The sequence below is a fragment of the Pseudomonas farsensis genome, from assembly GCF_014268805.2.
Classification (GTDB): Bacteria; Pseudomonadota; Gammaproteobacteria; order Pseudomonadales; family Pseudomonadaceae; genus Aquipseudomonas; species Aquipseudomonas farsensis.
In genome coordinates this window covers 884,621-910,055 of sequence record NZ_JABWRF020000001.1, presented here as the reverse complement: position 1 = coordinate 910,055, position 25,435 = coordinate 884,621, and the positions used below count along the sequence as shown (strand labels likewise).

General features: G+C 62.3%; 16 protein-coding genes. 5 read left to right on the top strand and 11 right to left on the bottom strand.

Annotated elements, in window-relative coordinates; all coding sequences use genetic code 11:
- Positions 1 to 43: 43 nt before the first annotated feature.
- The 4 genes from lpxK to HU719_RS04025 all read right to left on the bottom strand — a co-directional run bounded on the left by lpxK (position 44) and on the right by HU719_RS04025 (position 4,486).
- Positions 44 to 1,048: a tetraacyldisaccharide 4'-kinase gene (gene lpxK, locus HU719_RS04040; RefSeq protein WP_186535313.1), complete on the bottom strand. Its 1,005-nt coding sequence runs from the start codon at positions 1,046 to 1,048 to the stop codon at positions 44 to 46.
- Positions 1,048 to 1,482, bottom strand: a complete 435-nt coding sequence (locus HU719_RS04035) for a biopolymer transporter ExbD (protein ID WP_186522638.1) — start codon at positions 1,480 to 1,482, stop codon at positions 1,048 to 1,050. Before HU719_RS04035 ends, lpxK begins: the two co-directional genes overlap by 1 nt.
- Positions 1,479 to 2,114: a MotA/TolQ/ExbB proton channel family protein gene (locus tag HU719_RS04030; RefSeq protein ID WP_186522637.1), complete on the bottom strand. Its 636-nt coding sequence runs from the start codon at positions 2,112 to 2,114 to the stop codon at positions 1,479 to 1,481. Before HU719_RS04030 ends, HU719_RS04035 begins: the two co-directional genes overlap by 4 nt.
- 179 nt (positions 2,115 to 2,293) lie before the next feature.
- Entirely contained in the window at positions 2,294 to 4,486 is a 2,193-nt protein-coding gene (locus HU719_RS04025) for a DNA internalization-related competence protein ComEC/Rec2 (protein WP_186535311.1), read from the bottom strand.
- A gap of 143 nt (positions 4,487 to 4,629) precedes the next feature.
- On the opposite strand from HU719_RS04025, the gene HU719_RS04020 reads away from it, so the two are divergent.
- Positions 4,630 to 5,271, top strand: coding sequence for a DUF2062 domain-containing protein (locus HU719_RS04020; RefSeq protein ID WP_186535309.1), 642 nt, complete (start codon positions 4,630 to 4,632; stop codon positions 5,269 to 5,271).
- Here HU719_RS04020 and HU719_RS04015 read toward each other — a convergent pair.
- The 3 genes from HU719_RS04015 to HU719_RS04005 form a co-directional block, all read right to left on the bottom strand.
- Positions 5,155 to 5,934 (bottom strand): ABC transporter permease, encoded by a 780-nt coding sequence (locus HU719_RS04015; protein ID WP_186522632.1) that lies wholly within the window; start codon positions 5,932 to 5,934, stop codon positions 5,155 to 5,157. The genes HU719_RS04020 and HU719_RS04015 overlap by 117 nt on opposite strands.
- Positions 5,931 to 6,863 (bottom strand): ABC transporter ATP-binding protein, encoded by a 933-nt coding sequence (locus tag HU719_RS04010; protein ID WP_186535307.1) that lies wholly within the window; start codon positions 6,861 to 6,863, stop codon positions 5,931 to 5,933. The genes HU719_RS04015 and HU719_RS04010 overlap by 4 nt, the downstream gene beginning before the upstream one ends.
- 144 nt (positions 6,864 to 7,007) lie before the next feature.
- Positions 7,008 to 7,631, bottom strand: coding sequence for a glutathione S-transferase (locus HU719_RS04005; RefSeq protein ID WP_186535305.1), 624 nt, complete (start codon positions 7,629 to 7,631; stop codon positions 7,008 to 7,010).
- A 422-nt stretch (positions 7,632 to 8,053) separates the two neighbouring features.
- Between HU719_RS04005 and HU719_RS04000 the strand changes: the two genes are divergently transcribed.
- The 4 genes from HU719_RS04000 (at position 8,054) to HU719_RS03985 (ending at position 12,572) form a co-directional block, all read left to right on the top strand.
- Positions 8,054 to 10,501 carry an acyl-CoA dehydrogenase gene (locus tag HU719_RS04000; protein WP_186535303.1) on the top strand — a complete coding sequence of 816 codons (2,448 nt, stop codon included), beginning with the start codon at positions 8,054 to 8,056 and terminating at the stop codon, positions 10,499 to 10,501.
- A 166-nt stretch (positions 10,502 to 10,667) separates the two neighbouring features.
- Positions 10,668 to 11,078, top strand: coding sequence for a PA2817 family protein (locus HU719_RS03995; protein WP_186522623.1), 411 nt, complete (start codon positions 10,668 to 10,670; stop codon positions 11,076 to 11,078).
- Between the two features lie 157 nt (positions 11,079 to 11,235).
- Positions 11,236 to 11,781: a fimbrial protein gene (locus tag HU719_RS03990; protein WP_186522621.1), complete on the top strand. Its 546-nt coding sequence runs from the start codon at positions 11,236 to 11,238 to the stop codon at positions 11,779 to 11,781.
- Positions 11,782 to 11,843: 62 nt separating this feature from the next.
- Entirely contained in the window at positions 11,844 to 12,572 is a 729-nt protein-coding gene (locus HU719_RS03985; protein WP_186522619.1) for a fimbrial biogenesis chaperone, read from the top strand.
- Between the two features lie 9 nt (positions 12,573 to 12,581).
- Here HU719_RS03985 and HU719_RS03980 read toward each other — a convergent pair whose 3' ends face one another.
- The 4 genes from HU719_RS03980 to HU719_RS03965 form a co-directional block, all read right to left on the bottom strand.
- Positions 12,582 to 14,012 carry a hypothetical protein gene (locus HU719_RS03980; RefSeq protein ID WP_186535301.1) on the bottom strand — a complete coding sequence of 477 codons (1,431 nt, stop codon included), beginning with the start codon at positions 14,010 to 14,012 and terminating at the stop codon, positions 12,582 to 12,584.
- A 59-nt stretch (positions 14,013 to 14,071) separates the two neighbouring features.
- On the bottom strand, positions 14,072 to 16,270 hold the full coding sequence (locus tag HU719_RS03975; RefSeq protein ID WP_186535299.1) for an autotransporter outer membrane beta-barrel domain-containing protein: 2,199 nt from the start codon (positions 16,268 to 16,270) through the stop codon (positions 14,072 to 14,074).
- 138 nt (positions 16,271 to 16,408) lie between these two features.
- Positions 16,409 to 22,369, bottom strand: coding sequence for an RHS repeat domain-containing protein (locus HU719_RS03970; RefSeq protein ID WP_186535297.1), 5,961 nt, complete (start codon positions 22,367 to 22,369; stop codon positions 16,409 to 16,411).
- Between the two features lie 45 nt (positions 22,370 to 22,414).
- On the bottom strand, positions 22,415 to 25,387 hold the full coding sequence (locus HU719_RS03965; protein ID WP_186535295.1) for a hypothetical protein: 2,973 nt from the start codon (positions 25,385 to 25,387) through the stop codon (positions 22,415 to 22,417).
- Positions 25,388 to 25,435: the final 48 nt, after the last annotated feature.

The window sequence follows — 25,435 nt, the reverse complement described above, 5'->3', positions numbered from 1 at the left end:
GGGGGTTCCTTGGGGCCAGAGGCCGAGAAAATGGGAAAAAGGCTCAGCCCCGCCCTGGCAACAGGCGGGCAAGCTGGGCGTCGAACCAGGTAACGAAGGCCGGCGACGGCGCCGCATCGACCGCCAGGTACCACCAGTCATCGGCGGCGAACGGCCGGCACTTCACCGCATCCTTCTCGGTCATGACCAGCGGCAGCGGCGGGCTGAACGCCAGCACTTCGCGGCTGTAGGGCGCATGGTCGGCGAAGGGGTGCGGCACAGGCTGCCAGTTTAGCCCCAGCAGGGTGTTGAAGAAACGTTGCGGGTTACCAATGCCGGCCACCGCATGCAACGCCTGGCCGGCGGGAAACAGGTCGAGTGCGCGGCGCTCGCCGCTGCGCAGGTTGATCAGCGCAGATGGCTGCAACTGGAAAGCAAAACCGTCGTTGCGGTCACCATTGGCGCCGTTGAACAGCACCGCATCCGCTTCCAGCAGGCGCTCGGCGGGTTCGCGCAGCGGGCCTGCCGGCAGGCAGCGGCGGTTGCCCAGGCCGCGCGCGGCATCGATCAGAACCAGCTCCAGATCCCGGGCCAGGCGGTAATGCTGCATGCCGTCATCACACAGAATGACGTCAGGGGCATCGCTGGCTAACAAAGCCTGCACGGCGCGGGAACGGTCGGGGTCGATCACCAGCGGCACGCCGGTGCGCTGGACGATCAGCAAGGGTTCATCACCGGCCTGCTCGGCCGACTGCGCGGGCGTCACATGCCAAGGAAATTGCGGCGGCTTGGCGCCATAGCCGCGGCTGACCACGCCGACCTTGAGCCCCTGGCGGCGGCAATGCTCGATCAGCCAGAGAATCATGGGGGTCTTGCCGGTGCCGCCCACAGTGATATTGCCTACCACGATAACCGGCACCGGCGCGCGGTAGCTGGCGCTTTCGCCGCTTAAAAAACGGGCGCGCTTGCGCGTGACCACACGTCGGTACAAGGCCTCCAGCGGGCGCAGCAGCACAAGGGCCGGGTGCCCGTTGTACCAAGCGGCGAGCAAACGCTCAGCGAAGGCCATCAGGGAGTGCCCTGCGCAGCCTCGACGGTGGTCATGCGCAACTTGCTGAAGCCGAGCTTGCCGGCCGCATCCATCGCGGTGATCACAGCCTGATGCGGGGTCTTGCCGTCGGCGCTGATTGCCAGTGGCAGCGTAGTATCACCGCCGGACTCTTTTTCGATGGCTTCGGTCAGGGTGTCCAGGTCGCTTTTGGGCAGCAAGTGATTGTTCACCGAGTACACGCCATCAGCACTGATGGTGACCTCGATCAGCTTGGCCTCATCGGGCTGCCCGGGCGCGGCACTGGCGGCCTCTGGCAGCTCGACGCGCAACTGCGTCTCGCGGGTGAAGGTGGTGGTGACGACAAAGAACAGCAGCAACACGAACACCACGTCGATCAACGACGCCAGGTTGATATCGACGTTTTCACGCTGACGATTGCGCCGAAACTTCACGCCTTGCCTCCGGCCACTTCCACTTCACGGTCACCTTGCAGCACTTCGACCAGCTTGATGGCCTCTTGCTCCATGCCGACCACCAGTTCGTCGATGCGGCGCAGCAGGAAGCGATGGAAGAACACGGCCGGGATGCCCACCATCAGGCCTGCGGCCGTGGTGACCAGCGCCTTGGAGATACCACCGGCCAGCACCGAGGCGTTGGCGGTCATCTGCGAGCCCATGAAGGCGCTGAAAATGTCGATCATGCCCAGCACTGTACCCAGCAAGCCCAGCAGCGGGGCCATGGCGGCAATGGTGCCGAGGGTGCTGATGTAGCGTTCGAGTTCGTGGATGACCCGGGAGGCGGCCTCCTCGATGCACTCTTTCATGATTTCGCGGCCATGACGCGAGTTGGCCAGGCCCGCTGCAAGGATTTCTCCCAGCGGCGAATCGGCGCGCAGGGCCTTGAGCTTGTCGCTGGTGAGCTGCTTGTCCTTGATCCACATCCACACCTGCCCAAGCAGGTGTGGCGGGGTGACACGGCTGGCACGCAGGGTCCACAGCCGTTCGACGACGATCGCCATGGCGACGATGGAGCTCAGAATGATCGGCAGCATCATCCAGCCACCCGATTTGACCAATTCCCACACAGTTAACATCCCCCTGGAAAAAGGCCGCCACTCTACCATAGGCACGCTGAGGGCTCATCTGCCGAAGGTCAGGGAATCAGGTGCCGGAGGGGGAGGCTGGCAAATGTTCGATCTCATAGGCGCCAGACACCTTTCGGCGAACACCTGTCAGCCCTCACGCCCCCTGGGATAGAACAACCCTAACGCCAAAACCTGCGCCCTGCACGCTCCCCCTCCACGCCTGCGTGACTCCCCAAGCGCAGCCCCAGCGCCCCTTCCAGCGCGGTGTCATGCACCAGCAGCGCATGCCGCCGGTAGCGCTCGAGCACCTGCGGGTGCGGGTGGCCAAAACCATTATGTCGCCCCCGCGAAATCAGCACCCCACGCGGCGCAAGCGCCTTTATGAACGCTTCGCTCGAAGACGAGCGACTGCCATGGTGCGGCGACTGCAGCCAGTCGATACGCGGGTCTTCGGTACTCGCCAGCCAGGCCCGTTCGGCACCGGCCTCCATATCGCCGGCCAACAGTAGGCGCTCACCGTTGGCCTGCACCCATAACACACAGGAGCGCTCGTTGCTCGACGGCCCTCCTGGCCAGTGCCACAGCTCGAAATCCACCCCATCCCACTGCCAGCGCTCGCCACTGGCGCACAGCGCGGGGCCGGTGTCCTCGCCGCCCAGTTCCCGCAGCACCGGCAAGCCGCTGCGCACCGCGCCAGCTCCACCAGCGTGATCGGCATGGGCATGGCTGATCAACAGCAGGTCCAACTGCTGGACGCCTAACTTGCGCAGGGTCGGCAGCACTACGCTTTGGCCCAGATCACTGGCGCCCTGCGCGGGGCCTGCGTCGTACAAAAGGCTGTGGTGGCGGGTGCGCAACAGTACCGCCAACCCTTGGCCGACATCCAGTTGCCAAACCTGCACCTGCCCATGCGGGATGGGCTCGCGCGGTGCCCACAAGGCCAATAACAGCAACGCCCCGGGCAGGCGCAGCGGCAGACCGGCCGGCAGCAGCAACAGCAGCGCACCAACACAAACCAGCAACCACGCCCATACAGGCAGCGGCTCGGGCAGCCAGGCAGGTTGCAGCGCGGCAACCCAGGCCAGCACCGCGAACAGCCCGTGCAGCGACACACCGGCAAGCCACAACAGCGCCTCGCCGAGCACCGGCACGCCAAGCAACGCGGTACCAAGCAGCGCCAACGGCAACACCGCAAGGCTTAGCCAGGGCACCGCCAGCAGGTTGGCCAACGGTGCACTGAGGCTGACCGGCAAGCCCAGCGCCAGCAGCAGCGGCAGCAAGCCGATGGCGATTACCCACTGCGCGCGCGTCCAGGCTTGCCAAGGCCGCCAGGCGCCGAGGCGCGCGGTGAAGCACAGCACCAGCACTGCAACGGCGCCAAACGACAGCCACAAACCGGGTAACAGGCTGGCCAGTGGCTCGACCAGCAACACCGCCGACAGCGCCAGCAGCAACGGCGTGGCAGCGCCCATATGGCGAAAGCGCAGGCGCCACACCAGCACCACAGCAAGCATCAGGCAGGCTCGCTGCACCGGCACGCCGAACCCCGCCAGCCAGCCGTAGGTCAAGGCAGCCGCCATCGACAATACGCAGGCCGAGTACAACCACGGCAGTTGCCGGGGCCAGAGGCCACGCCGCGCCAGCCCCGCCACCAAGGCGTAGACCAAACCGGCCAGCAAACCGATGTGCTGCCCGGAAATCACCATCAGGTGCACCGTGCCGGTGGCCTGCAGGGTGGTCCAATCCTGGCGCGAAAGACCGCCGCCATCGCCGAGCACCAGCGCTGCGATGACCGCTTCACGACCATAGGCGTCGCTGGCCAGCAGCCGCTGGCGAATGCCGTCTCGCCAGCTTATAGCCGCCTCGCCCAGGCGTTCACCGTGCTTGACGGTGCCGGTGGCGCCAATGCGCCGCGCCAGCAAGGCCGCCTCGCGATCCGGGCCGTGGGGGTTGAGCAGGCCGCTCGGGCGGCGCAGGCTGACAGCCAGCCGCCAGCGCTCGCCAGCACGTAGCTCTGGGCCTTCGAACCAGCTCAGCTGCAGGCGCTGCGGCAGCTCGGCGCGCCGCGACTGGGGCTGCGCCAGCTCAAAACGCACGCCGCGCTCGCCCCGCGTCGGCAGGCCAACTACCTGCCCCTCCAGCCACAGGGTACGGCCATCTAGCGCCGCGTACAGACGATCATCCAGCGCCAACTGCGCTGACCAGCAAGCCCAACACGCCCCAAGCATGAACCAACCCAGCAGCCGCAGGCGGGTCCCCAGCGCCGCCAGGCCCAGCAGCGCCAGCGCCACCAGCCATCCGACCGATGGCAGCGCAGGCAACAGCCGCAGGCACAACAGGCCGAGCACCAGCGCAAGCATCCCTTTGCGCATGAGATAGAGCTCCAGAAACCAATATCGTCTCTAGGCATAGCGGATGCTGGGGAAAACCTTGCTCAACAATTGTCACAAACTCTGAACAAGGCCGCGTTTCAATGAAGGCATACTGAGCCCCTTCAACCCCGCCGGGAGCCCACATGCCGCGCCGTATGTTCAAACGCTACATGCCGGACCCGAGCAGCATCCGGGAACACAAGTCGTTACGCTTCTTTGGCAAGCTGCTGCACGACCCCAACCTCTGGCACCTCAACCGGCACTCGGTAGCGCGGGCCATGGGCGTGGGCCTGTTCGCGGCGTTGATCCCCATCCCCATGCAGATGCTGCTGGCTGCCGCGCTGGCGATTCCGGTGCGCGGCAACCTGCCGATTGCCGTCAGCCTGGTATGGCTGACCAACCCGCTGACCATGCCGCCGGTGTTCTTCGTCACCTACATGACCGGTGCGTGGCTGATGCAGGTGCCGCCGCGCACCTTGCCCGACGAAATCACCGTCGACTGGGTGACCGGCCAGCTGGCAACGATCTGGCAGCCGTTTCTGCTGGGTTCGGTGGTTTGTGGCGTACTGCTGGGGTTGCTGGCCTACTGCACCACCCTGCTCTACTGGCGCTGGTGGGTGGGCCGGCAGTGGCGCCGGCGCCAATGTCGCTGCGCCCTGGCCAAAGCCTCAGGCGCGCATGCCGCGGCCGCTGACCAGCAGGCGCACACACAGCACGTAGAGCACGGCAGTGGCCACCAGCATGAAGGTGATCGCCGTACCGATGCTGATATCCGACACCCCTAGAATGCCGTAGCGGAACGAGTTGACCATGTGCAACACGGGGTTGGCCATCGACACGGTCTGCCAGAACGGCGGCAACAGCGTGATCGAGTAGAACACTCCGCCCAGGTAGGTCAGCGGGGTCAGAACGAAGGTCGGGATAATCGAAATATCGTCAAAATTGCGCGCAAACACCGCGTTTACGAAGCCCAGCAGCGAGAAAATGGTCGCAGTGAGCAACACCACGATCACTGTCACGCCCATGTGATGCACCTGCAGGTGGGTGAAGAACAGCGACAGGCAGGTGACGATCGCCCCGACCGCCAGCCCGCGCAGCACGCCGCCGAGCACATAGCCGATGAGAATGGTGTGCGGCGACACCGGCGACACCATCAGCTCCTCGATGGAGCGCTGGAACTTACTGCCGAAGAAGCTCGACACCACGTTACCGTACGAGTTGGTGATCACCGACATCATGATCAGCCCCGGCACGATGTACTCCATATAGGTGAACCCGCCCATGTCGCCGATCTGCCGGCCGATCAGGTTCCCGAAGATCACGAAGTACAGCACCATGGTGATCGCCGGCGGCAGCAGGGTTTGCGGCCAGATCCGCAAAAACCGCCGCACTTCGCGGTAGACGATGGTGTTCAGGGCTACCCAGTTGGTGCGCAGCTCTACGCTCATACGGCCACCTTCGACAGGTTCTTTTCCACCAGGGCCACAAACAACTCCTCAAGCCGGTTGGTCTTGTTGCGCAAGCTCTGCACTTCGATGTTGCTCAAGGCCAATTGGCCGAACAGCGCGGTAATGCCGATGTCTTTGTCCACCTGCACCTCCAGCGTGTGCGGGGTGATCAAGCGGCACGGATAACCCTGCAACTGCGGGGCAGCCAGCAAGTCATGCTTGAGGTCCAGTACGAAGGTCTCGACATGCAGTTTGCCCAGCAACTGACGCATGCTGGTGTTCTCGACGATGGTGCCGTGGTCGATGATGCCGATGTTGCGGCACAGCTGCTCGGCCTCTTCGAGGTAGTGGGTGGTGAGGATGATGGTGATGCCTTTCTGGTTAAGCTCGGTCAGAAAGCTCCACATCGAACGGCGCAGTTCAATGTCCACGCCTGCGGTCGGTTCGTCGAGGATCAGCAGGCGCGGTTCATGGATCAGCGCCCGGGCGATCATCAGCCGGCGCTTCATGCCACCTGACAACGCTCGTGACGGTACATCACGTTTGTCCCACAGGCCCAGCTGGGTCAGGTACTGCTCGGCGCGTTCCTTGGCCACTTTGGGCGGGATGCCGTAGTAGCCGGCCTGGGTGACGACGATGTCGAACACCTTCTCGAACTGGTTGAAGTTGAACTCCTGCGGCACCACGCCCAGGCAACGCTTGAGCGCGGCAGGCTCGCGGTCCAGGTCGTGGCCAAACACGTTGACCGTGCCGCCGCTCTTGTTCACCAGGGTGGAGAGAATGCCGATGGTGGTGGATTTGCCGGCACCGTTGGGGCCGAGCAAGGCGAAGAAGTCCCCTTCGGCGACGTCCAGGTCGATGCCCTTGAGGGCCTGGAAGCCGTTGCCGTAGGTCTTGGTCAGCTGTCGGATGGACAGGGCAGAACTCATAGCGGGTCAGGTACCGAAATAAAAGGGTCGAGGCACGCCAGGCACAGTCACTGGCGCAGTGGATGCGGCCATGGTGCAAGGCCAGGCCGCACAAGTACAGTCACGCGTAGTGATAGTGACTATCGAAGCACCCGTGGTGTTCGATCAGGTCAGGGCGGTCATTACCGCCGCCTGATAGGCCGGGCGCTGCTTGAGGCGCTCGTACCAGGCCCGCAGGTGGGGCATGTCGGGGCGTTCGATGGGCATTTCGAACCAGGCATAGATAAAACTGCCCAGGGGGATGTCGCCCATGCCGATGTGCTCACCGCTCAGGTAGGGCTGTGTGCTCAACGTCTGGTCGGCAATGCTCAGCAACTGCGCGCACTGCTTGTGCGCGGCATTGATGGCCACCCAGTCGCGCTGGTCTTCGGGGGTGCGCAGCAGGCCCCAGAACAGCGGGCGAAACGGCGTGGCGAATGACGAGGTGGTCCAGTCCATCCACTTGTCGGCCTTGGCCCGCTGGCGAGGGTCGCTCAGGTACCAGCCCTGTTCTGCGCCGTACTCGGCGCACAGGTAGCGCACGATGGTGTTGGACTCCCACAGGGTCAGGTCGCCGTCTTCGAGCATCGGTACCAGGCCGTTGGGGTTGCGGGCGCGGTAGTCCGGCTCGTTGACCCGGCCAAAGGCGCCGCCAGCATCGATGGACTCGAATTCCAGCCCAAGCTCGTGGGCGATCCACAGTGCCTTGCGTACGTTGCTTGAATTCTTGCGACCCCAGATTTTCAGCATGACAGCGTCCCTTGTGAATGCAGAGGGTGGACAGTCTACTCCAGCGTCGGCCTGCGTGCAGGCCCTTCCACGAGCACACCACCGTAGGTGATTCCAGGGTTTTGCGCACGCTTGTGCCGGCCTCATCGCAGGCTGTCGCCAGCTCCCACAGGGATCCGGGCAGGCCTCGAGATTGTGGCCGTGCGCAGGTCTTTGTGGGAGCTGGCGACAGCCTGCGACTAGGCCAGCACAAGCCTGCGCAGAACTGTGCGGCATGGGGGCGTGCTTGCTCGGAATGCCGAACCATCGCAATGGCCACGTGCAGCAACCATCGAACTTGCGCGCTGTTCCATAGGTCACTGTCAGACCGGGCCGTCCACCGCAGTGCGTCTAAGCTCTATGGTTTCGGCTGTATGCCTTTAAGGTTCCATGGAGGAAGACTTATGTTGCTGTTGTGGTTGCTGGTCCTGTTATTCGGCGCCCTCTACCTGACCCACCGGCGCCTGCCGCCCATGCAGATTCTGGGTGCGGTCGCCGCCTTCACCTTGCTGATGGGCATCTTCAGCAGCGCACCGGGCTGGCTGCTGGTGCTGATCTGGGCGCTGGTCGCGGTCAAGGCAGGATTCATCGCCCTGCCCGACTGGCGCCGCCAAGTATTCACAGCGCCAGTGTTCAAGTGGTTCCAGCGCACCCTGCCGCCCATGTCGCAGACCGAACGCGAAGCGATCGATGCCGGCACCGTCTGGTGGGATGGGCAGCTGTTCAGCGGCCGCCCACACTGGGACACGCTGCTCGACTACCCGGCGCCGAAACTTACCGAGCAAGAGCAAGCGTTCATCGACGGCCCCACCGAAGAACTGTGCGCCATGGTCAGCGACTGGCGGATCGGCCAGGACCTCGACCTGCCACCTGAAGCCTGGGCGCATATCAAGCAGCACGGCTTCTTCGCCCTGATCATCCCCAAGCAATACGGTGGCAAAGGCTTCAGCGCCTATGCCCACTCGCAGGTGGCGATGAAACTGGCCACCCGTAGCGGCGACCTGGCCTCGACGGTAATGGTGCCCAACTCCCTTGGCCCGGCTGAACTGTTGCTGCACTACGGCACCGACGAACAGCGCGATCATTACCTGCCGCGCCTGGCCCGTGGCGACGACATCCCCTGCTTCGCGCTCACAGGCCCCCTGGCAGGTTCCGATGCTGGCGCCATGCCCGACACCGGCATCGTCTGCAAAGGCCAGTGGAACGGCGAAGAAGTGCTCGGCCTGCGCCTGAACTGGGAAAAACGCTATATCACCCTGGGCCCTGTGGCGACCTTGCTGGGCCTGGCCTTCAAGGCCTACGACCCGGACCACCTGCTGGGCGAGCAGACCGAGCTGGGTATCAGCCTGGCGTTGATTCCCACCGATACGCCGGGCGTTGAGATTGGCAAGCGCCACCTGCCGCTGGGTGCGGCGTTCATGAACGGGCCCAACAGCGGCAAGGACGTGTTCGTCCCTCTGGACTACCTGATTGGCGGCCGGGACCGCCTCGGCCAGGGCTGGATGATGCTGATGAACTGCCTGTCGGTGGGACGCTCCATTTCGCTGCCGGCGGTGGGCACGGGTGCGGCCAAGTACACGAGCCTTGTGACCGGTCAGTACGCGCGGGTGCGCGAGCAATTCAACGTACCACTGAACGCCTTCGAGGGTATTCAAGAGTCGCTGGCGCGTATCGGCGGCAACGCCTGGCTGATGGACAGCGCGCGCTTGCTCACCGCCAAGGCGGTGGACTTGGGCGAAAAACCCTCGGTGCTGTCGGCGATCCTCAAGTACCACCTCACCGAGCGCGGGCGCGAGTGCATCCAGCACGCCATGGACGTGCACGGCGGCAAGGGCATCATCATGGGCCCCAACAACTACCTGGGCCGTAACTGGCAAGGAGCACCGATCTTCATTACCGTGGAGGGCGCCAATATCCTGTCGCGCAACCTGATGATCTTCGGCCAGGGCGCGATCCGTTGCCACCCGTTCGTGCTGAAGGAAATGGCCTTGGCCGGGCGCCAGGACCACGACCAGGCGCTGAAGGAGTTCGATGAGCTGTTGATGCAGCACATCATGTTCGCGACGGGTAACGCTGCGAGCACGCTGGTGCTCGGGCTGGGCCTCGGGCGTTTCGAGAAAGTGCCGGGCGACTCCTTGAGCCAGGGTTACTTCCGTGCACTGAACCGCCAGGCGGCCGCCTTTGCCTTGCTGGCAGACCTTTCGATGATGCTGCTCGGCGGTGCGCTGAAACGCCGCGAGCGCCTGAGTGCGCGGCTGGGCGATGTGCTGAGCTACCTGTACCTGGCATCGGCTGCGCTCAAGCGTTACCACGACCAAGGGTCGCCTGCGCACCTGCAACCGCTGTTGCGCTGGGCGCTGGAAGAGAGCCTGGGCAAGGCCGAGCAGGCGCTGGACGCGCTACTGGACAACTTCCCCAACCGCTTTATCGGCTGCGCCCTGCGGGTGCTGGTGTTCCCCCTTGGCCGTCGCCACGCCGGGCCAAGCGATGAGCTGGACGCTGAGGTTGCCGAGCTGATCGGGCGCAAGCAGGGCGATGCAGCGCTGGAAGAGCTGCTGGACGGCTGCTTCCGCCCGCAAGCCGAGGGCGACCCGGTAGCGGCGCTGCAACGGGCTTGCGACCTGCTCGATGAAGTGGCTCCGCTGCAGGCACGCCTGCACCAGGCGCTCAAGGACGGCACCGTCACGCCGCAGCCTGGCCAGCCAGTGCTCGATGCGGCGCTGCAGGCTGGCGTATTACAGCCGGCTGAAGCCCAGCAATTGCAGGGCGCCGAGCATGCCCGACGGGTGGTGATCGATGTCGATGCGTTCGACAAGGAGCAACTGCTGGCTGAGCCGGGCAAGGTTCGGTGATCGCGCTCAGCCGCATTGTTGATTGGGCCCAACCCTGTGGGTGATGAGCATGGGTATCCAGGCAACTACGGCTGAACGGTGAAAACCGCACAGGGGTGGCGAGCGGGCTTGCCCCGCGATTGGCGTATACTGCGCCCCCCTGTTTCAACCACCGAGGAGCCTCTCCATGGCCAACCCCCACCTGCAATACCACCTGCAACTGCTGCAACACCTGCGCACCATCCTGGTCGCACTGGGCGAAGCAGAGCAGGTACCGGAGGAGAGCCACAGCCTGTTCCTCGACCGCTTCGATGAACTGCTGACCCTGCTGCCACAGGACCCGCTCGAAAGCCAGTACCTTGGCCAGGACCTGATCTGCCAGGTGATCCAGCGCTACCCGCAGATCGCCCACCTGGTTCCCCGCGACCTGCTGTGGTTCTTCGCCGGTGACTGCCTGCACTTCATGCCGGACGATGAACTGGCTGTGTACCAGCAGCTCGAAGAACTGCGCTACGAGGCTGAGCAGAACGGCCAGCCATTCGATTGGCACCAGCACAAACAGATGCTCAGCCAGCCGGCCCCAGGCAGCGCTCACTGACCCTGCCGAATGAAGTGCCGACATTGCCGACAGCGCCGAGGAACTTAGCCTACATACCCTACCGGGGCCTCCCTCTAATCTGCCGGCCTCTGCTGTCAGGCTCAAACACCGAGCCTGAGGGCAGTCAAACCTCGACCACTTCATTCGGAATTACATCGTGATCAAGAAGACTATCGCTGCACTGGCCCTCAGCCTCAGCGCCGGCGCCGCCATGGCTGAAACCGGCATCATCAATTTCCAAGGTACCGTTAGTACTGGCGGCACCTGCCCCATTGATGTCGTCACCCCGGGCGGCCCTGCCCTGCCACGTGTCCACCTGGGCGACTTCCGCACCAAAGACTTCACCGCCGTCGGCCAGAAGACGCCAGCCGTGCATTTCGGCCTGCGTGTCACTCCAGATGCCACCTGCTTGATTGACCCGGCCAAAAAAGCCTACGTCACCTTCTCGCCACGTTTTGGCGCCGACCCGAGCGGCAAGCTGTATTCGCTGCAAAGCGGCCTCGGCTACACCACCGGCATGGTCATGGAAATCAAGGACCGTAAAAACGCCCTGGTCGAACCAGGCAAGGAATCTGCTCCGTTCGACCTGAGCGCCACCGCCCCCACCGACATGAGCTTCATTGCCGCGCTGCAGACCACTGCCGCCACAGTCACTGAAGGGCAGATCGAGACCAGCGTCGACTTCCTGGTCGATATTCGCTGATCTTCCGCGCCAGGCACCTTCGGGTGCCTGGACACCGTTTTCCTTCTGCCAGGTCCAGCGCAATGCCCACTCCGATTCGCCGCCACTCCATGCGTGCGGCAGTGCTCGCCACGTGCCTGCCGCTGTTCGCGCAGTCCGCGCACGCGGCACTGACCATCGACAGTACACGCGTGGTACACCCAAGCAACAAGCGCAGCTCTTCGCTGGTGGTCGCCAACCCCAGCAAGAGCGTCTTTGCCGCGCAGGTCTGGGTCAACACAGCCGCCGACGACACCACCACCGCAGTCCCCATGCTCACCGCACCCAACCTGTTCCGCCTGGAGCCGGGTGGCGAACAAGTGGTGCAGATCAACGTGCTGCCCAATGAGCTGCCCGATGATCGCGAGTCGCTGTTCTACTTCAACGTCCAGGAACTGCCCGAGCGCGCCCCTGAGGCCCGCAATGTGCTGAACATCGCCTTGCGCACCCGGATCAAAGTGTTTTATCGCCCCACCCAGCTCAAGGAGCTGCCGCAAAGCCGGCTCGGCGACCTGGAATGGTCCGTGCAGCGCCTTGATGGCAAGCCCCTGCTAGTGGTCGACAACCCGTCGCCCTTCCACTTCACCTTCGGCCGCCTGGAGGTCAACGGCATAGCCCTGGACCCGAAGGAAATGGCCATTCCCCTGGGGCGCCAGCACTATCCGTTGCCGGCACCGCTTACCGATAGCAAAAAGATCGACGTCACCTTCAACATCATCAATGACCACGGCGGGGTAACGCCTGCTCTCACGCGTACAGCCCCTGTTCGCTGAACAGGGCCGTCAGGCGATCAGCACCATGCTGAGTGTCCGCTGATGAGACCAGCTCTCGCCGCCATCGAAGCTCAACCTCGCTGTGATGGTAAACGAGCTGTTCACCTGAAGGCGCTGCAGGAAAGCCTTGGTCAGGCTGGTTACGACGTGCTCGTTGCCAGAACGCACCGGGTAGCTATCCAGCAAGGTTTCCTGCACCGCCGCTCCCTGCGGCGACACCCCGGAGACCATTACAGTCACCTTTTGCCCCGCCGCCATCAGGAACCAAGGGTCCAGCCGCACGTCGGTACGGGCACCTACCCTACCCAGACTGATCTGCGTGCCAGCGACGCCCGCCCCTTCCAGGTAGGGCCGCGGTAGGCTCGTGGTAGCCAACTTTTGCACCGCGATGTGCAGCAACTGAGACGACAAGCGCCCTTCCGGTGCCTGCACCAGATAGCGCACCTGAACGGTCTTGCCGGCCTGGGCCACCACCTTGGCCAACGGCGTCTCGTAACGGCCGATCTGGCCCTGATACGGCTGCTCGGCCAGGTGGTAGCCGAAAGTACCCGGCACGCCCCACTCCACGCTGACCGCCTCACCGGGGTTGATCACCGCACCGGCTGGCAGCGTCACCAGCAACGGCGCGCCTATGCCCTCAAGCGCCAGCCGGACGTTCTGTGCCGTTCCTTCAGCCTTGGGCACATGGGGCCAAGGCAAGAGCCTGGGTATCGGCGTTACGTCGGTCTCGATCACCGCTGGCCGCGCCCGCATGCTGCCATTGCCGGCGCGGTCGTAAACACGGTAGTACGCGTAGCGCCTGCCATCGCCACGTGCGCGGATTATGTCGCCCGCAAACTCGATGGTCAGCGGCTTGCCGATATCCTCAAGGGCCAACGTGCGCTGGCTGACCAAATTGTCGTCGAACGGCACCTCGTCCCAGTACCAGACAACCCGATCCCCAGGCGCCATCACCAGATACTCGGGAAGCGTGGCGACCAACACGTCATCATTGAGCTCCAGGTACCGCGCCGTGACCCCGTTCAGCTCCACCTCATCAGCAAACTGCAACTTGCCCTCGTTCGCGCCCAGGTAAGGGGGGGTCCTGTCGATTGACACGATCATCGAGGGGGACACGCCATATTCGCCGTTAAAAATCCTCACCTCGTAGTGCAGTTGGTGACGCCCCTCTGTCAACAGGTGCAGCGGCACATGGCGGATCAAGTCTGAGGGCGGAACGGGGCCATTCCAGAAAGCCTCATCGACCTTCGTACCGTCCCAGAACAAACCCAACCATTCCGGCAGGCCGGGCAGCGGGAAGGACTCACGCCACATGGGCACTTCGACCTGCAGGTTCCACACTAGAGCAGTCAGGGGCAAGAGGTTGGGCAAGCCGCCCTCGATATCTTCCAGGGCCGCTTCGACCTTCGGAATTTCAAGCGCAGACTTCAGGATGGCCATGGGCATTTCCTCTGTATCGGTGGCAAAAAAAAGGAAGGCTTGCGCCTTCCTTCGAGTCATTACCAGCTGTAGCGCAGCCCCACATTGGCTCCCCAGGGCTGTTCAAGTTTCGAGCCTTTGCCGTAATCCAGGTCGACATGCAACTGCAGACGGTCGCTCAGCGTGGCGGCAATACCCGCCCCTGCCTCCATGCGCCCCCCGGAAAGGTCGTTGTCAAAACGGTGGCCATTGACCTTCACCTGATTGCCCTCTGCGAACTCGTGGACATAGGCCAAGCGCAGGTAGGGTTGAAGCATGCCACCGCCATCGGTTTGAATGGTGCGCCCGACGGTTGCCCCGGCCTTGCCGAGCAATGAGCCGACGTCGCGGCCTTCGGCTTTGAGGCCATTGTCCAGCTTGTGGTCCTTGTCCTTGACATGAACCGTCGACCACTGTGTGAACGGCTCGATAAAGTAACCATCCTGCAGGGCAATATGGCGCCCGAACTTGGCCGACAGGCCGATACCGGTGGCGCGGTAGTCGCCCTTGGTGCGCGTACCGTCGCTCAGCGTCACATCGGCGCTGTTGTCAAAACGATTGAGCTTGGCCACGCCATCGAAATAGTAGCCACTGTCCACATCCAGCCAAGTGGCGTACGCCCCCAGGTAGTAGCTGTCCACCTCACCGGAGGCATTACGCTCGAAGTTCAGCCCGGAACGGCTGTAACCGGCCAACACACCACCCAACCATTGGCCATCACCGAACGGCAAGGGCGCATCGGCACCCAGCGAAAACCCGCTTTGCACCTGCTGGTAAGCGGCGCCGGCCGCCGCCGCGACGTTGTACTTGTTGCCATAGGCGCGCATCCAGCCTCCGGCATTGCCTTCGCTCAGGCGCAGTTCGCCCATGCGGCTGCGCAAGCTGCTCAGCTCGCCATACCAGACGGTCGGCATGGCGCTGTGAAGTCCCATGAGCGCCACTGTCCCGGTGCTTGCCTGGCTGCCTGAGGCATCCAGGAACCAGTCCTGGCCACGCTGTACCAGCTCATAGGAGAACGCGCCGATATCCACCGGCCCGCCGAGCAAGGAAAAACTGGCACTACCTGCTGCGGCATGGATCAGGTGCAAGGCGTTGGCGGTAACAGGTTCACTGCCACTGCTGCCGACCAGCACCGAATGATCGCCCTCAGCCACGCCGGTGATGTCCAGAAAATCGGTCTGGCCGGTGACGAAGTCGGCATCCATGAAGAACGTGCCGTTACCAGACAAACCGCCCAGAGTCAGGCGCTGGTAGTCGGTGGCAGCGCCAAAGTGTACCGAGCCGTCACTCAACGACAGGCTGCCTACCGTCGAGTCGCCGGTCATGTGCCACTGCGACGCACCGGCCAGTGCCAGGCTGGTCACGTTGTCCAGCTTGCCCGTCAGGCTGGCGTTGTTGTCCAGGTCAAGGTTCGCGCTGCTGCCGGCCTCGACCCGCACATCCCCCACAAGATGGCTTGCATCGACCCGCATGTTCGCTGTGGAAAGCCCCTGAACGTCCAGCAGCACGCCATCGCCTCCCTTCAACGTTGAGCCATTAACGAGGCTGATATCGACCAGCGTGGGAGGCAACGCGGCATTGCCCACCAGGATGGCGGAGCCGGTAACACCTTCGACATGACTGCCATCCAGGTCGATGCGCGCAACCCCCGCAAGCGTAGGGTCGGCGTACACCTGGATACCGTGGCGGTCACCTACCATTCGACTGCCGCTGGCATCGAGTTGACCGGAGCCAACCATGCGGATGGCGGTGCTGCCCGCTCCGCTACCGACCACCTCACTGTTGTCCAGCCGCAACTGCGACTCGGCAGAGATCCCTACACCCACGCGCACCCCTTCGATACGGCTGTCACTGACCTGAGCACTGGAGCCATTGGTGCCAGAGCGCTGCAATGACAAGCCCTGGTTGATACCGAAGACCGTCGAATTGTTCCCGACGATCACCTGTCCACCGTTGGCCACTGCAACACCGTCGGAGGTGGTGCTCGAGACGGCGCTGTGGTCCAGCACCAGCGTGGAATCGGGGTTCATATCGACACCCAAGAGTTGGGCCCCGGTGGCAGTCAACTTTGCCCCCGAGTTGAGCCGGTAACTATCGGGCAAGTCAGTGCTGCCAATTGCCTCGTCACCGACGACGATGGTCAAGGCATGCGCCTTGCCGGTACCGAGCAGTACCGGCAAGGTCGCCAAGGCAACCGCCAGGGCCGTAAGGTGAGCTCGCATACCCAGGCGGGTTCTCATGCTGATGGTCCTCTGTAGATTCAAATACCAAGTTCCAAATGACATGAAACTTTGAGTTACGAACAAACTACAGAGATACCTCCCACTAAAATGTAGGAATACTCCTACATCAGTCGGCGCATATTCCTACGCGGAACTTCACGTCTCGCTTTCTCCCAGCGCAGAAGTGTCAGGTGGGATTGGGCAGATACCACCGGGGTTTCGCGGGGAGACCATGATGCTGGCGGCCTGCGATGTAACCAGCTTGCCGGACATGTACGAGTACTGCACCGTCGCGAAACCATCCTGGGAAATCCCATAGATGGGCTGGATATATCGATCCCATGGCACGTACCAAGTGAAACCTTCCCGGATCTGAGCATCGGTCAAGGTTATCGCCTCGTCGAAGTCCACTTCCGGAATTGCTCCCCCCGACCCGTCGAGCCTCTGCAACACACGCCAGGTCAACGTCAGGGAGGTACCGATAGCCAGGGCCGGGTTGAGTGGCGGAACCTTGATACGAAATGCCGGCTCCTTGGCGTGTGGCACGGCAGGGTTTTCGTAGAGTGACAAGCAGGCCAGCACCAGTCCGCCTGCCATCGCCCCCAGGAAGATGACAGGGGCAGCCGTTTCGACGATGGCGTCGACGTTGACATCCTGCGCAATCGAGCCTGACGGGTTCGGTACCCCCGGCCGATTGACCCGGTAGTGCACCTTGATAGTGCCGTTGCCTCCACGGGCAATGGCATCCCATGGCACGTCCACAGTGACCGTCTTCCCCTCGACATCACCGGGACCTGCGGTGTAGTCGGTGCCAGCGATCAATTCCGTGCCCCAGTAAAACGTGAAGGCATCGCCTTCGCGAACGTTTTCAAACAACGTGAAGGTCAAGCTGGCCGGCTCGTCGCGATCGTCCTCGGTCAGCTCATTGGGTATTTGCGATACGCGCCCAAGGACTGTCGGCGCCAGCAATGCAGCATTGATAGGTGACGGCCAGTCGGGGTCGAGGGGGCCGACAGTTTCGAAGTTCACAGTGATGTCGCGCGCCCCCCCGCCCAGCGGCACCGACCCACGCATCAGCTCGTAAGCTACCAGGGTATCCTTGTCGCCAGTGGTTCTGCCCACTGCCCCCACCGGATCATCGAAATACTGGCTTCTGAGCATACTGAGCGGAACGGAAAAGCTGCGCAGCCTGGGCCCAGGCCCCACCGGCATCCAGCCCAGGTCGGCCTGGCCCCAATGCACATTGATCCAATCGGTGTACTTGACCTGCGGGGCCAGGGTTACCTCCACCTCCACCCCCAGGGCGGCATCGGCCGTATCAATCAGGTACCCATCCTGCGCTGTTGCCAGGTTAACTTCAGGCGGCGGCAGAACCGTAGGCAGCACTCCTAGCGCCACGCCAATTGCGATGTGGTGAGACATCTTGCTGACATACCCGGCCTTGTCCTCCAGCTCATACCAAGCGTAGCTGCCGCCGTCGCCGATCTTGCGCACATGGCTGCCTGGCACCTCCAGTGCCAAGCCATCCTTCGGCACAGGCAATTCACCCAGAGGCTGCATTGCCACGCCGCCTTCGGGCAGGGCGTTGAACCAGTACCAGCGCACCTTGTCACCCGCTTCCCAGTCGAAATAGGGGGGCAAGTCCAGCACCACCTTGTCGCCAGCAGCCGCCAGGGTGGCATCGGTAACATTGGCCAGCGTTGCAAAGGCAGCGGGTTTTTCCGTGCGATAGGGCGGGAGCAGGTCGAAGCGCAAGGACAACTCAGCTGAGGTGGCTGAATCCCCGGTCCAGTCGGTAACCTTGTATCTGAAACGATGGACCCCCTCGCCCAGCAGGTCGACGTCTTGGCGCGGGAGTTCAAAGACGTACGGGAAGGTGGCGGGATCTTGCGGCGCCGGCAGTACCACGGTTTTCTCGGTAAAGAATTCTCCTCCCCCACGGGAGAGCTGAATTTCAAGCTTGTCTTCGCCAATGAAGGCAAAATCCCAAGCGGGAATTTCAAACCGTAATGGTTGGCCAACTGTCTGGAAATACCGGGCGCTCAGGGTATTGTCAGTGGGGTCGGCAATAAGGGTGGTATCGATCTGAATGGGCCCTAGCGGGGCCGATCTGTTGCGACCCGACCGTTGTGCAATAACGTCCTTGCGCACTTGTTCGGACCTTGATACCCGATCTTGGTCTGTGTTCATTTCCAAACCTCCTTCCCCGGTCTGCACCGCCAGGCGGTCAAGCGGGTCGTAGCCATAGGTGCCATGCTCTGCCGCCCCCGGTACCTTGACGCTGGCCAACCGGCCCAGCGCGTCGTAGACCAGGGTGCGCCCAGCTTCGTCTTGGGTCATGTTGCCGTCTTCGTCGTAGTAGAGAGGCATCATTCGCCGCGATACCTCCTCCAACTGCGGCTCCTCACCAGGTGCTGCTGGCGTCTGTGGCGTGATCGTGCGCAGCGTCAACAACTCCACCCCGGTCAGTTGGGCTGGGTCATCCGGGTTGTCAAAGCTATACCGCGCATCGATACGTCCCTCGGCGTGCCAGGTTCGCACCTCTTCGATGTTGTCCAGGTCGTCGAGGTAGAACGCCTGGGCCTCCATGGTCACCCCGCTCGGGTCCTGTGGCGACAACGGGCCCTCGCTTTCGTAGTACTCAAGCCTGGCGCGCCTGTCGTATTCGAAATGTTCCAGGCGCAGCAACTCGCTGTTCACCGAATTTGCCGACAGTTCAATCAACTCCTTGCGCACGATGCCATCTATCACGTTGTAGTCCTGGCGCAACTCCTGGCTGGAATCATCGGCAAAAATGAAGCGCCGCAGTACTTCACGATCAAACTCGTCGTACTCCAGTTCGGTAACCAGGCTATTGGCTGGGCGAGTTGCCTTGTCGACCGTCTCGATCTTGGACATACGCCCCAGGGCGTCGTAGCTGAAGGCGCTTGAGACCGTTCCTAGTGCTGTGAACGTCAGGCGCCCGGCACCGTCATATTCGTAGCTCTGCAACTGCCCCTGCACATCGGTATATGCCAGCAAACGGCCTCGCAGGCTGTGCACATAGCTCATCTCGAACTCTTCCCGACCCACGCCCAGCGTGCGCTTTTCAGAGCGCAACTCACCCGTGGAGAAATACTCACGGCTAAGCCCCTGGAACTCGTCGGCACGACCGTCGCCCCTCTGCTGCTCGGTGCAAGAAGTCAGCCGTGCATTGCTCCGGTCATAGTCATAAGTGGCCATCACATCGGCATCAAGCAAACTACGCCTCATGGGTTCCTCGCCGAGCGCCGGCACATACTCATAAGCAATGTGTTGATTGCGCGGTGTTATCACCTCATGCGGCTGACGCTGCCCTGGCTGGTAGACCATCACCCGCCTGCGCCCACCCGTGATGGATTCGACCATTCGGTCCAGGCCATCGAAGCGCTGTTCGCCCAACAGGCTTACGGTGCTTGCCTTTTGATGCACGACCTCAATCCGAGTCGGCAAGTCCTCGCTGCTGTGTTTCGCGTAGTCACGGTGCACCACCGCCCCGTCGGCAAGGGTGTGGTCTACCAGGCGGTCGAAGGCGTCATGGGAGAACTTGGTCTGCTCGCCGCGTGCCTCGATTTCGCGCGCGGTCCGGCCCAAGCCATCGAGAAAATAATGGTGGGTGCTGTACTCGCGGCCCTGGATGTCGAAGCGGGTTACCTTGCTCGGCTCCTCGAAACGGTTCAGCAAACTGACGGTGCTGCCGGTGCGCGCCTTGCCATCTGCGCTCTCACGCCATTGAGTGACTACCGGCCCGCGGCGCCAAGCCCTGCTACCGTTCAGAGCGCTCTGCTCGTAGTTACGCACACCGTCCGGGCCGGTTACACAGCATTGCTGGCCCCAGTCGTCATAGTCGAATGTGGTGGTCAGCGTCTGGTCCACGCGTTCGAGCCAGTCATATTCGGTTTCTTCGACCCGATTGCCCAAGGCGTCATACTTGGCCGTATAGCTGGGGCGAAGCGCCCGGCGAGCGGACTTGGTCAGCCCGAAGTCACTGTCCTGGCGTTCTTCACGTACATCGCGTCCAAGGCCGTCGAGGTAGGTCATGGTGAGCACCCCCTTCACGTCGGTACGCGTCTGCACCACCGCTGCCCCAGCCGCCGTCGCCAGCTGGTAGGTGTACTTGCGGCTCGCCGTGTAATCAGGCTGGTTGGGCGCCACGGTCTCTTGGGTAACCCGCAGCAGCCGATCGTACTCGTAGGCGATTTCTACATCATTATCGTCACGGTTGAGCAACGGCTCACCGATCAGCGCCGAGTGCACCAGCGTGATGGTCTTCATGGTATCGCGCGGTCGCCCCAACTCATCGGGCTGACCATGGTCAAAACCGGTAATGATCTCAACGGTAACCACCGGCAGATGGTCGGCTATTTTCGCCAGGTGCTTGGCTATCTGGGTCAGCTCCTTGGCTATTTCCGCCGGGTATTTGTCCGTGGCAAGAGCGTACGAATACTGGACCTGGGTGGTACGCCCCCCAAGCTCCACTTGCTCGAGCTTGCGCCGCCCGTAAGTCAACCGCTGCGTAGCTGACTGGTGGTAGGTTACGGTGGTCTTGCGCAGAACGGCGCCATCGGCCTCCTGAGTCAACGTCTCGGTCTCGGCCAGCAGCTCACCCCGTGTCAGCGGGCTCAACGGAGCCAGCAGTACATAGGTGTAGTCCGTGCGCAACACCCGTGCACCAGGCTCGGTATCGACCTCGCTGGCGGGATCCACCCGCCGCATTCGCGGTTGGCTCCTGAACCCTTCGGGGTCGGCCAGGTATTCGTACCTGGTGCGAACCCCATTGGCCTGTGTCTCGTCGGTCAGGTTGCCGAAATCGTCGAAGTCAGTGAGTACTTTCTCCTCTCGGACCTCATTCGGGTCGCTGATCAGGCGCCACTGGCGGGTGACCTCCCTGGGCAACTGAAAGTTGTTTGGCTGGTACACGAAGTCATACCTTGGATTTTCGTGGTACAGGGTGCTGACCGTGGCCACACAATCGCCCTGGGTGGTGGCTTCTTCGGTGACCAGGTGGAAGCGGTTGAACCAGCGCTTGATGCTGCGTACTTCAACTTCCGCTGCCTCACCCGCCTGACCAGGGCGCATGTAGTGGGCAGTTGAGGTGTAGCGGTAGCTGAAGTCGGTCAGCTTGTAGAGATTGTCCTGCCCATCATCGCTCCAGATGACGCCGGCGCCGTTGTAACCGAGGAAATTTTCCGGGCTATAGGAGTAGAGGGTAACCATCTCGGGTTGGCCGGCGCGGGGCTCCACAACATGCCGTACGACACGGGGCAGGTAACGCGTATTGTTCTGCGCGTCGCGAGGCAACTGATGCCCCTGGGCTTGGTAATGAATCCGCTCAACGCCGCCCAGCGGGGTTTCGACGCCGGTCACGCAGCGTACCCCCTCATAGGTTTGGTAAGTGAAACGCCAACTGGCCTGCTCGTCCGAAGGCAGCACTACCTTGGTCAGGTCATCGCCGCTGCGCTCAAGGGTGTAGCGCGCCATGGCCGGTTGACCGGGGTGCAGGTCGATGAGCACTTGACTGTTGCTGGCATAGCTGATGGCTAGCAGATAGCGACCAGTGTCGTCGCTCACCGATACCAGGCAGGTCTTCTGCCTGATGCGCTCGTAGGTCAGAGTGAGGCTGTGCCCCGAAGGGGCAAGCACGCGCACTGGCAGGGCCACCTTGAGGTCGCCGGGATGCGGCTCGAGCACCTCCACCAAGCCCGACTTGTGTACCACGCGGTAACGCACCAGCTTCGTGCCTGGGTCGCTTTCGTTGTGCAGGTGAAAACTTTCGAGCTTGCGCTCGGCAATGATCGGCGTCTGGCCGGGGCCATTGTCGGCCACCTTGAAACTTTCGCCAGTGGCCAGGCTGAGCATTTGCGTCTGGATGGCATACTGGCTCAGGTTCAGGCTCCAGCCGATGCCAAAGCCAGCATCCTCACCATTCATGGGGCTGAAACTCAGGTTCAGCGGCAGCCGCGGGCCGTTGAGGTTGTTGCCGATCAGCTCGGGGAGTTCGATGCCCAGCGTATACTGACCGGTACGCGGGTCGACGCTGTTCTGCATGAAACTGACGAAGTTAAACGCGTTGGAATGCACCACAGATTGAATAGCCATAATCAAGAGTCCTTCAGAAAATGGAAACGTGGTTATCGTATTGGGCTAGCTGTCCTGCACTGTCAGCCGGTTGCGGCTGTCCAGATCGCCTGACCCAAACCCGACCCTGACGCGATGCGTGTTTCCGTACTGGTCGGTCAGCGTCAATGTCATGGGCATATCCAGGGTTTGGCGATAATCACTTCCCGGCCCCCCTTTTCCGTCGAACCAGAACGGGATGTCTGAAACGCGGTCAAGGCTGAATTTGACCTGGCCCGGAGCGAGGCTTTGGGTTCGGGAGAACAGATATTCGAGGTTGTGGTGGTAGTTGATCAGGGGCTCGAGTGTCAGTAGCTGCAGCGCCGCGTCATATTCGATGGAGATCTCGTCGTCGGCCTTACCCAGGCGTGAACCTGGCTTCATCGCCAGCCCCGTGTAGCTGCAGAACGTTTCGTCGAGCTGTTCGCTTTCGTACCAGATCATCGAGCAATGGCTAGGTTTGACCCCGTAGAAAGAGAGCCGGCCATACGCCTCGGTTTTTCCGGTTAACTCCCAGTAATCGGTGGTGTACCGGTAATAGTTGAAGCTGTCTGAACCGACAGTCTTGCCTCCGGTGTTAGCCACTCGAGTTTGGTTCGTCACCTCGAAGCTTTTCGTGTTGGCCCCCGGCGGGGCCAGGCCGGTGAGCTCAACCTGCCCTTGATCCTCCCCGGAAACGTCTATAGAGACGTACGCCGTGTTGTTGGGCCCGGTAAATGCGGCGTGGAACTTACGGGTTTCTGCCTCGGTGGTGTGGAGCCACAGCCTTAGGTTGACCGTGCGCTCGTCATCGGCACGCCGCACCTGCTCCGCGCCCTTCCCACTCCAAAGGTAGTCGTAGCGGTTACGGCTCCTGCTCCAGCCCCAGCGATAGACCGGCCGCACGGACAGGTCGGGGGCCAGCCCCTCAGCCCCGTCCAGGATGTACTCGATCGGCTGGCCGTTACTCCCAAGAATCTTCAGTGTTGACAGTTCCAGATCACTGACCCGGTCAGAGACAGTGTCACCGTCACTGTTCTTGAAATCATTGGTCTCGATCATGATATCCACGGCAAACTGCTGCAGCCCATTGGCGTAAAGGTTGCCGGCGTTGGCAGGCACCTTGGTCAAGGTGAAGTGTTTCAAGCTCTGGTAACGCTCGGAGTACATAGCCGCCCGTGCGTTTTCACGCATGAGTTCGATGATGCCGTAGCCTGCATAACGGTTATTGATGACAGCCATTACCACGGCAACAGGTAAGGCAGGCGATGGCGGCACCTCATAGACCCCTGTCTTCGGGTCGAGAGTGCCTTCGCCGAACAGCTGCCACGTAGCGTCCTTATATCCTTCCACTTCAAACTGCACGCGCGAGCGAGGGACCCTACCTGAATGGAAAGGCAACACGTTCAGCGTCGCCCCGTAGGCCAGTATGACCACCGTGGCTTCCCCGTGCTGCCCGGTGAAATCATCGGTAGCACGAATACGCTGCACCAATACTTGCGGTAAAGGCCCCGGTGCATGGGGGGTGAAGCGCGCACGCCCCCCACCCAGGTCCTCCAACTGCCCATGGTTCATGGGCTCGCCCTGCGCGCTCGCGCCGTCAGCTACGGGGACCAATGACCACTTGCAGTTGCCTTGCCCCGAGGCCAAAAGCTCGACTGCCGGCTCTGCCGGCCGCCACACGTGAACCCGCGGCGAGATCGCCATGCCGCTTGTGGATTCGACCACCAGCGCCGAAGGTGCTACGCCCGAGTCGGCATCCGGCAATTGGGCACTCACCAGTACGACCTGGGTCTCGCGGGCAAAGTGCGTCAACGACGAACCCTGGTAAAGGCCCTTTCCATCGATGCTGCCGGCTGACCTTGGGTGACGGATATTTCGGGCAACCCAGCCAGATACCGGCTGGCCAGCCAGTTTGAAGTCCAGGGCCTGCCCAGCGACCAGGCGCGCCATGCCCGGCTCGACGTGCCCCGTTGCCCCAGAGGCGACAACGGCCCCGAACATGACCTTGTCCAAAGGGTCATGCTGTTCGGGCATGTAAAAGCTCAACGAGCCCGGCATGCTCAGACGTGCAAGCAGTCTGCGGTTCGACTTATCGAGCAGCGGCACCCGTAGCTTTTCAACCAGCAACGTCACACCGGCGCTGCCATCGGGCAGCAGATAGGGAAACTGCCCAGGTGACGGCGATACGCCACCGTAACGCCGCCCCCTGAGGTCCAGCATTATGACGGCAGCGCCATCCTCATCAGCGCCCGTGGGCGCTGACATGGTGCGCACTGCCAGTCCACGCAGCGAAATCGCATCCATCCCGCCAAGCTCGGCCCTCAGTAGCACGAACCGATGGGTGAATACCTCGCTGTTTTTGATGTGTGTTGCGATGAAGTTTCCCATCGCCTGCTGGGCGGTCTCATTCTCGCCCAAGTTGCTAGTGAACTTGTCGGCTTTGCTCAGATCAAGCAGCAACTGACTCTGGTTCAGCAAGTCGTCCTGGACCACCTCCAGATCCACTGACATGCGTAGGTGGTAACCCAGTTCCTCGCGCAGGCCATGGCTGCTTTTCAGGCAGGGCGATTGCCCTACGAGCTGCGAGTAGACGTAATACTCGCCAGCGATGAACGGTAGGATCACCGTCACCCTGGCCGACCCTCCTGAAACGCCGGCAAAGGACAACCTGGGGGCGCCAAATTCGAGCCCGTCGAACACGACTTCGTTGTTGCGCTGCCCGTCGCTGAAGTAACGGCCACTAATGGGCGCAAAGAACTCCGATCGTGCAAAACGCTCCAGAAAATGCGCCATCAACAACTCGTCCAGAGGCTTGCGCCCCAGGGCCATAATCGCCCCCCAACCGTTCATCACAGTGCCTTCGCGCAGGCGCTGCAACAGTGCCTCTTTGCTGTTGTCGACGCGAAAATGGTCCAGGGCCCCGCAGGAGCCAAAATCGGTGTCGCTGGCCCCATACCCGAGGGTACGAGGCGGCTCACCGATGTAAGTCAGAGTTTCGCCATCATTCTTTCTGCTCATTGCCGTGTCTCCACGCGTAAACAGCGATTGCTGGGTGCAAGAAGCCCT

What these genes read in the sequence shown, in the direction of transcription:
- lpxK (WP_186535313.1), bottom strand. Translation starts at nt 1,048, where the DNA reads ATGGCCTTCGCTGAGCGTTTGCTCGCCGCTTGGTACAACGGGCACCCG.
- HU719_RS04025 (WP_186535311.1), bottom strand. Translation starts at nt 4,486, where the DNA reads ATGCGCAAAGGGATGCTTGCGCTGGTGCTCGGCCTGTTGTGCCTGCGG.
- HU719_RS04020 (WP_186535309.1), top strand. Translation starts at nt 4,630, where the DNA reads ATGCCGCGCCGTATGTTCAAACGCTACATGCCGGACCCGAGCAGCATC.
- HU719_RS04015 (WP_186522632.1), bottom strand. Translation starts at nt 5,934, where the DNA reads ATGAGCGTAGAGCTGCGCACCAACTGGGTAGCCCTGAACACCATCGTC.
- HU719_RS04010 (WP_186535307.1), bottom strand. Translation starts at nt 6,863, where the DNA reads ATGAGTTCTGCCCTGTCCATCCGACAGCTGACCAAGACCTACGGCAAC.
- HU719_RS04005 (WP_186535305.1), bottom strand. Translation starts at nt 7,631, where the DNA reads ATGCTGAAAATCTGGGGTCGCAAGAATTCAAGCAACGTACGCAAGGCA.
- HU719_RS04000 (WP_186535303.1), top strand. Translation starts at nt 8,054, where the DNA reads ATGTTGCTGTTGTGGTTGCTGGTCCTGTTATTCGGCGCCCTCTACCTG.
- HU719_RS03995 (WP_186522623.1), top strand. Translation starts at nt 10,668, where the DNA reads ATGGCCAACCCCCACCTGCAATACCACCTGCAACTGCTGCAACACCTG.
- HU719_RS03985 (WP_186522619.1), top strand. Translation starts at nt 11,844, where the DNA reads ATGCCCACTCCGATTCGCCGCCACTCCATGCGTGCGGCAGTGCTCGCC.
- HU719_RS03980 (WP_186535301.1), bottom strand. Translation starts at nt 14,012, where the DNA reads ATGGCCATCCTGAAGTCTGCGCTTGAAATTCCGAAGGTCGAAGCGGCC.
- HU719_RS03975 (WP_186535299.1), bottom strand. Translation starts at nt 16,270, where the DNA reads ATGAGAACCCGCCTGGGTATGCGAGCTCACCTTACGGCCCTGGCGGTT.
- HU719_RS03970 (WP_186535297.1), bottom strand. Translation starts at nt 22,369, where the DNA reads ATGGCTATTCAATCTGTGGTGCATTCCAACGCGTTTAACTTCGTCAGT.
- HU719_RS03965 (WP_186535295.1), bottom strand. Translation starts at nt 25,387, where the DNA reads ATGAGCAGAAAGAATGATGGCGAAACTCTGACTTACATCGGTGAGCCG.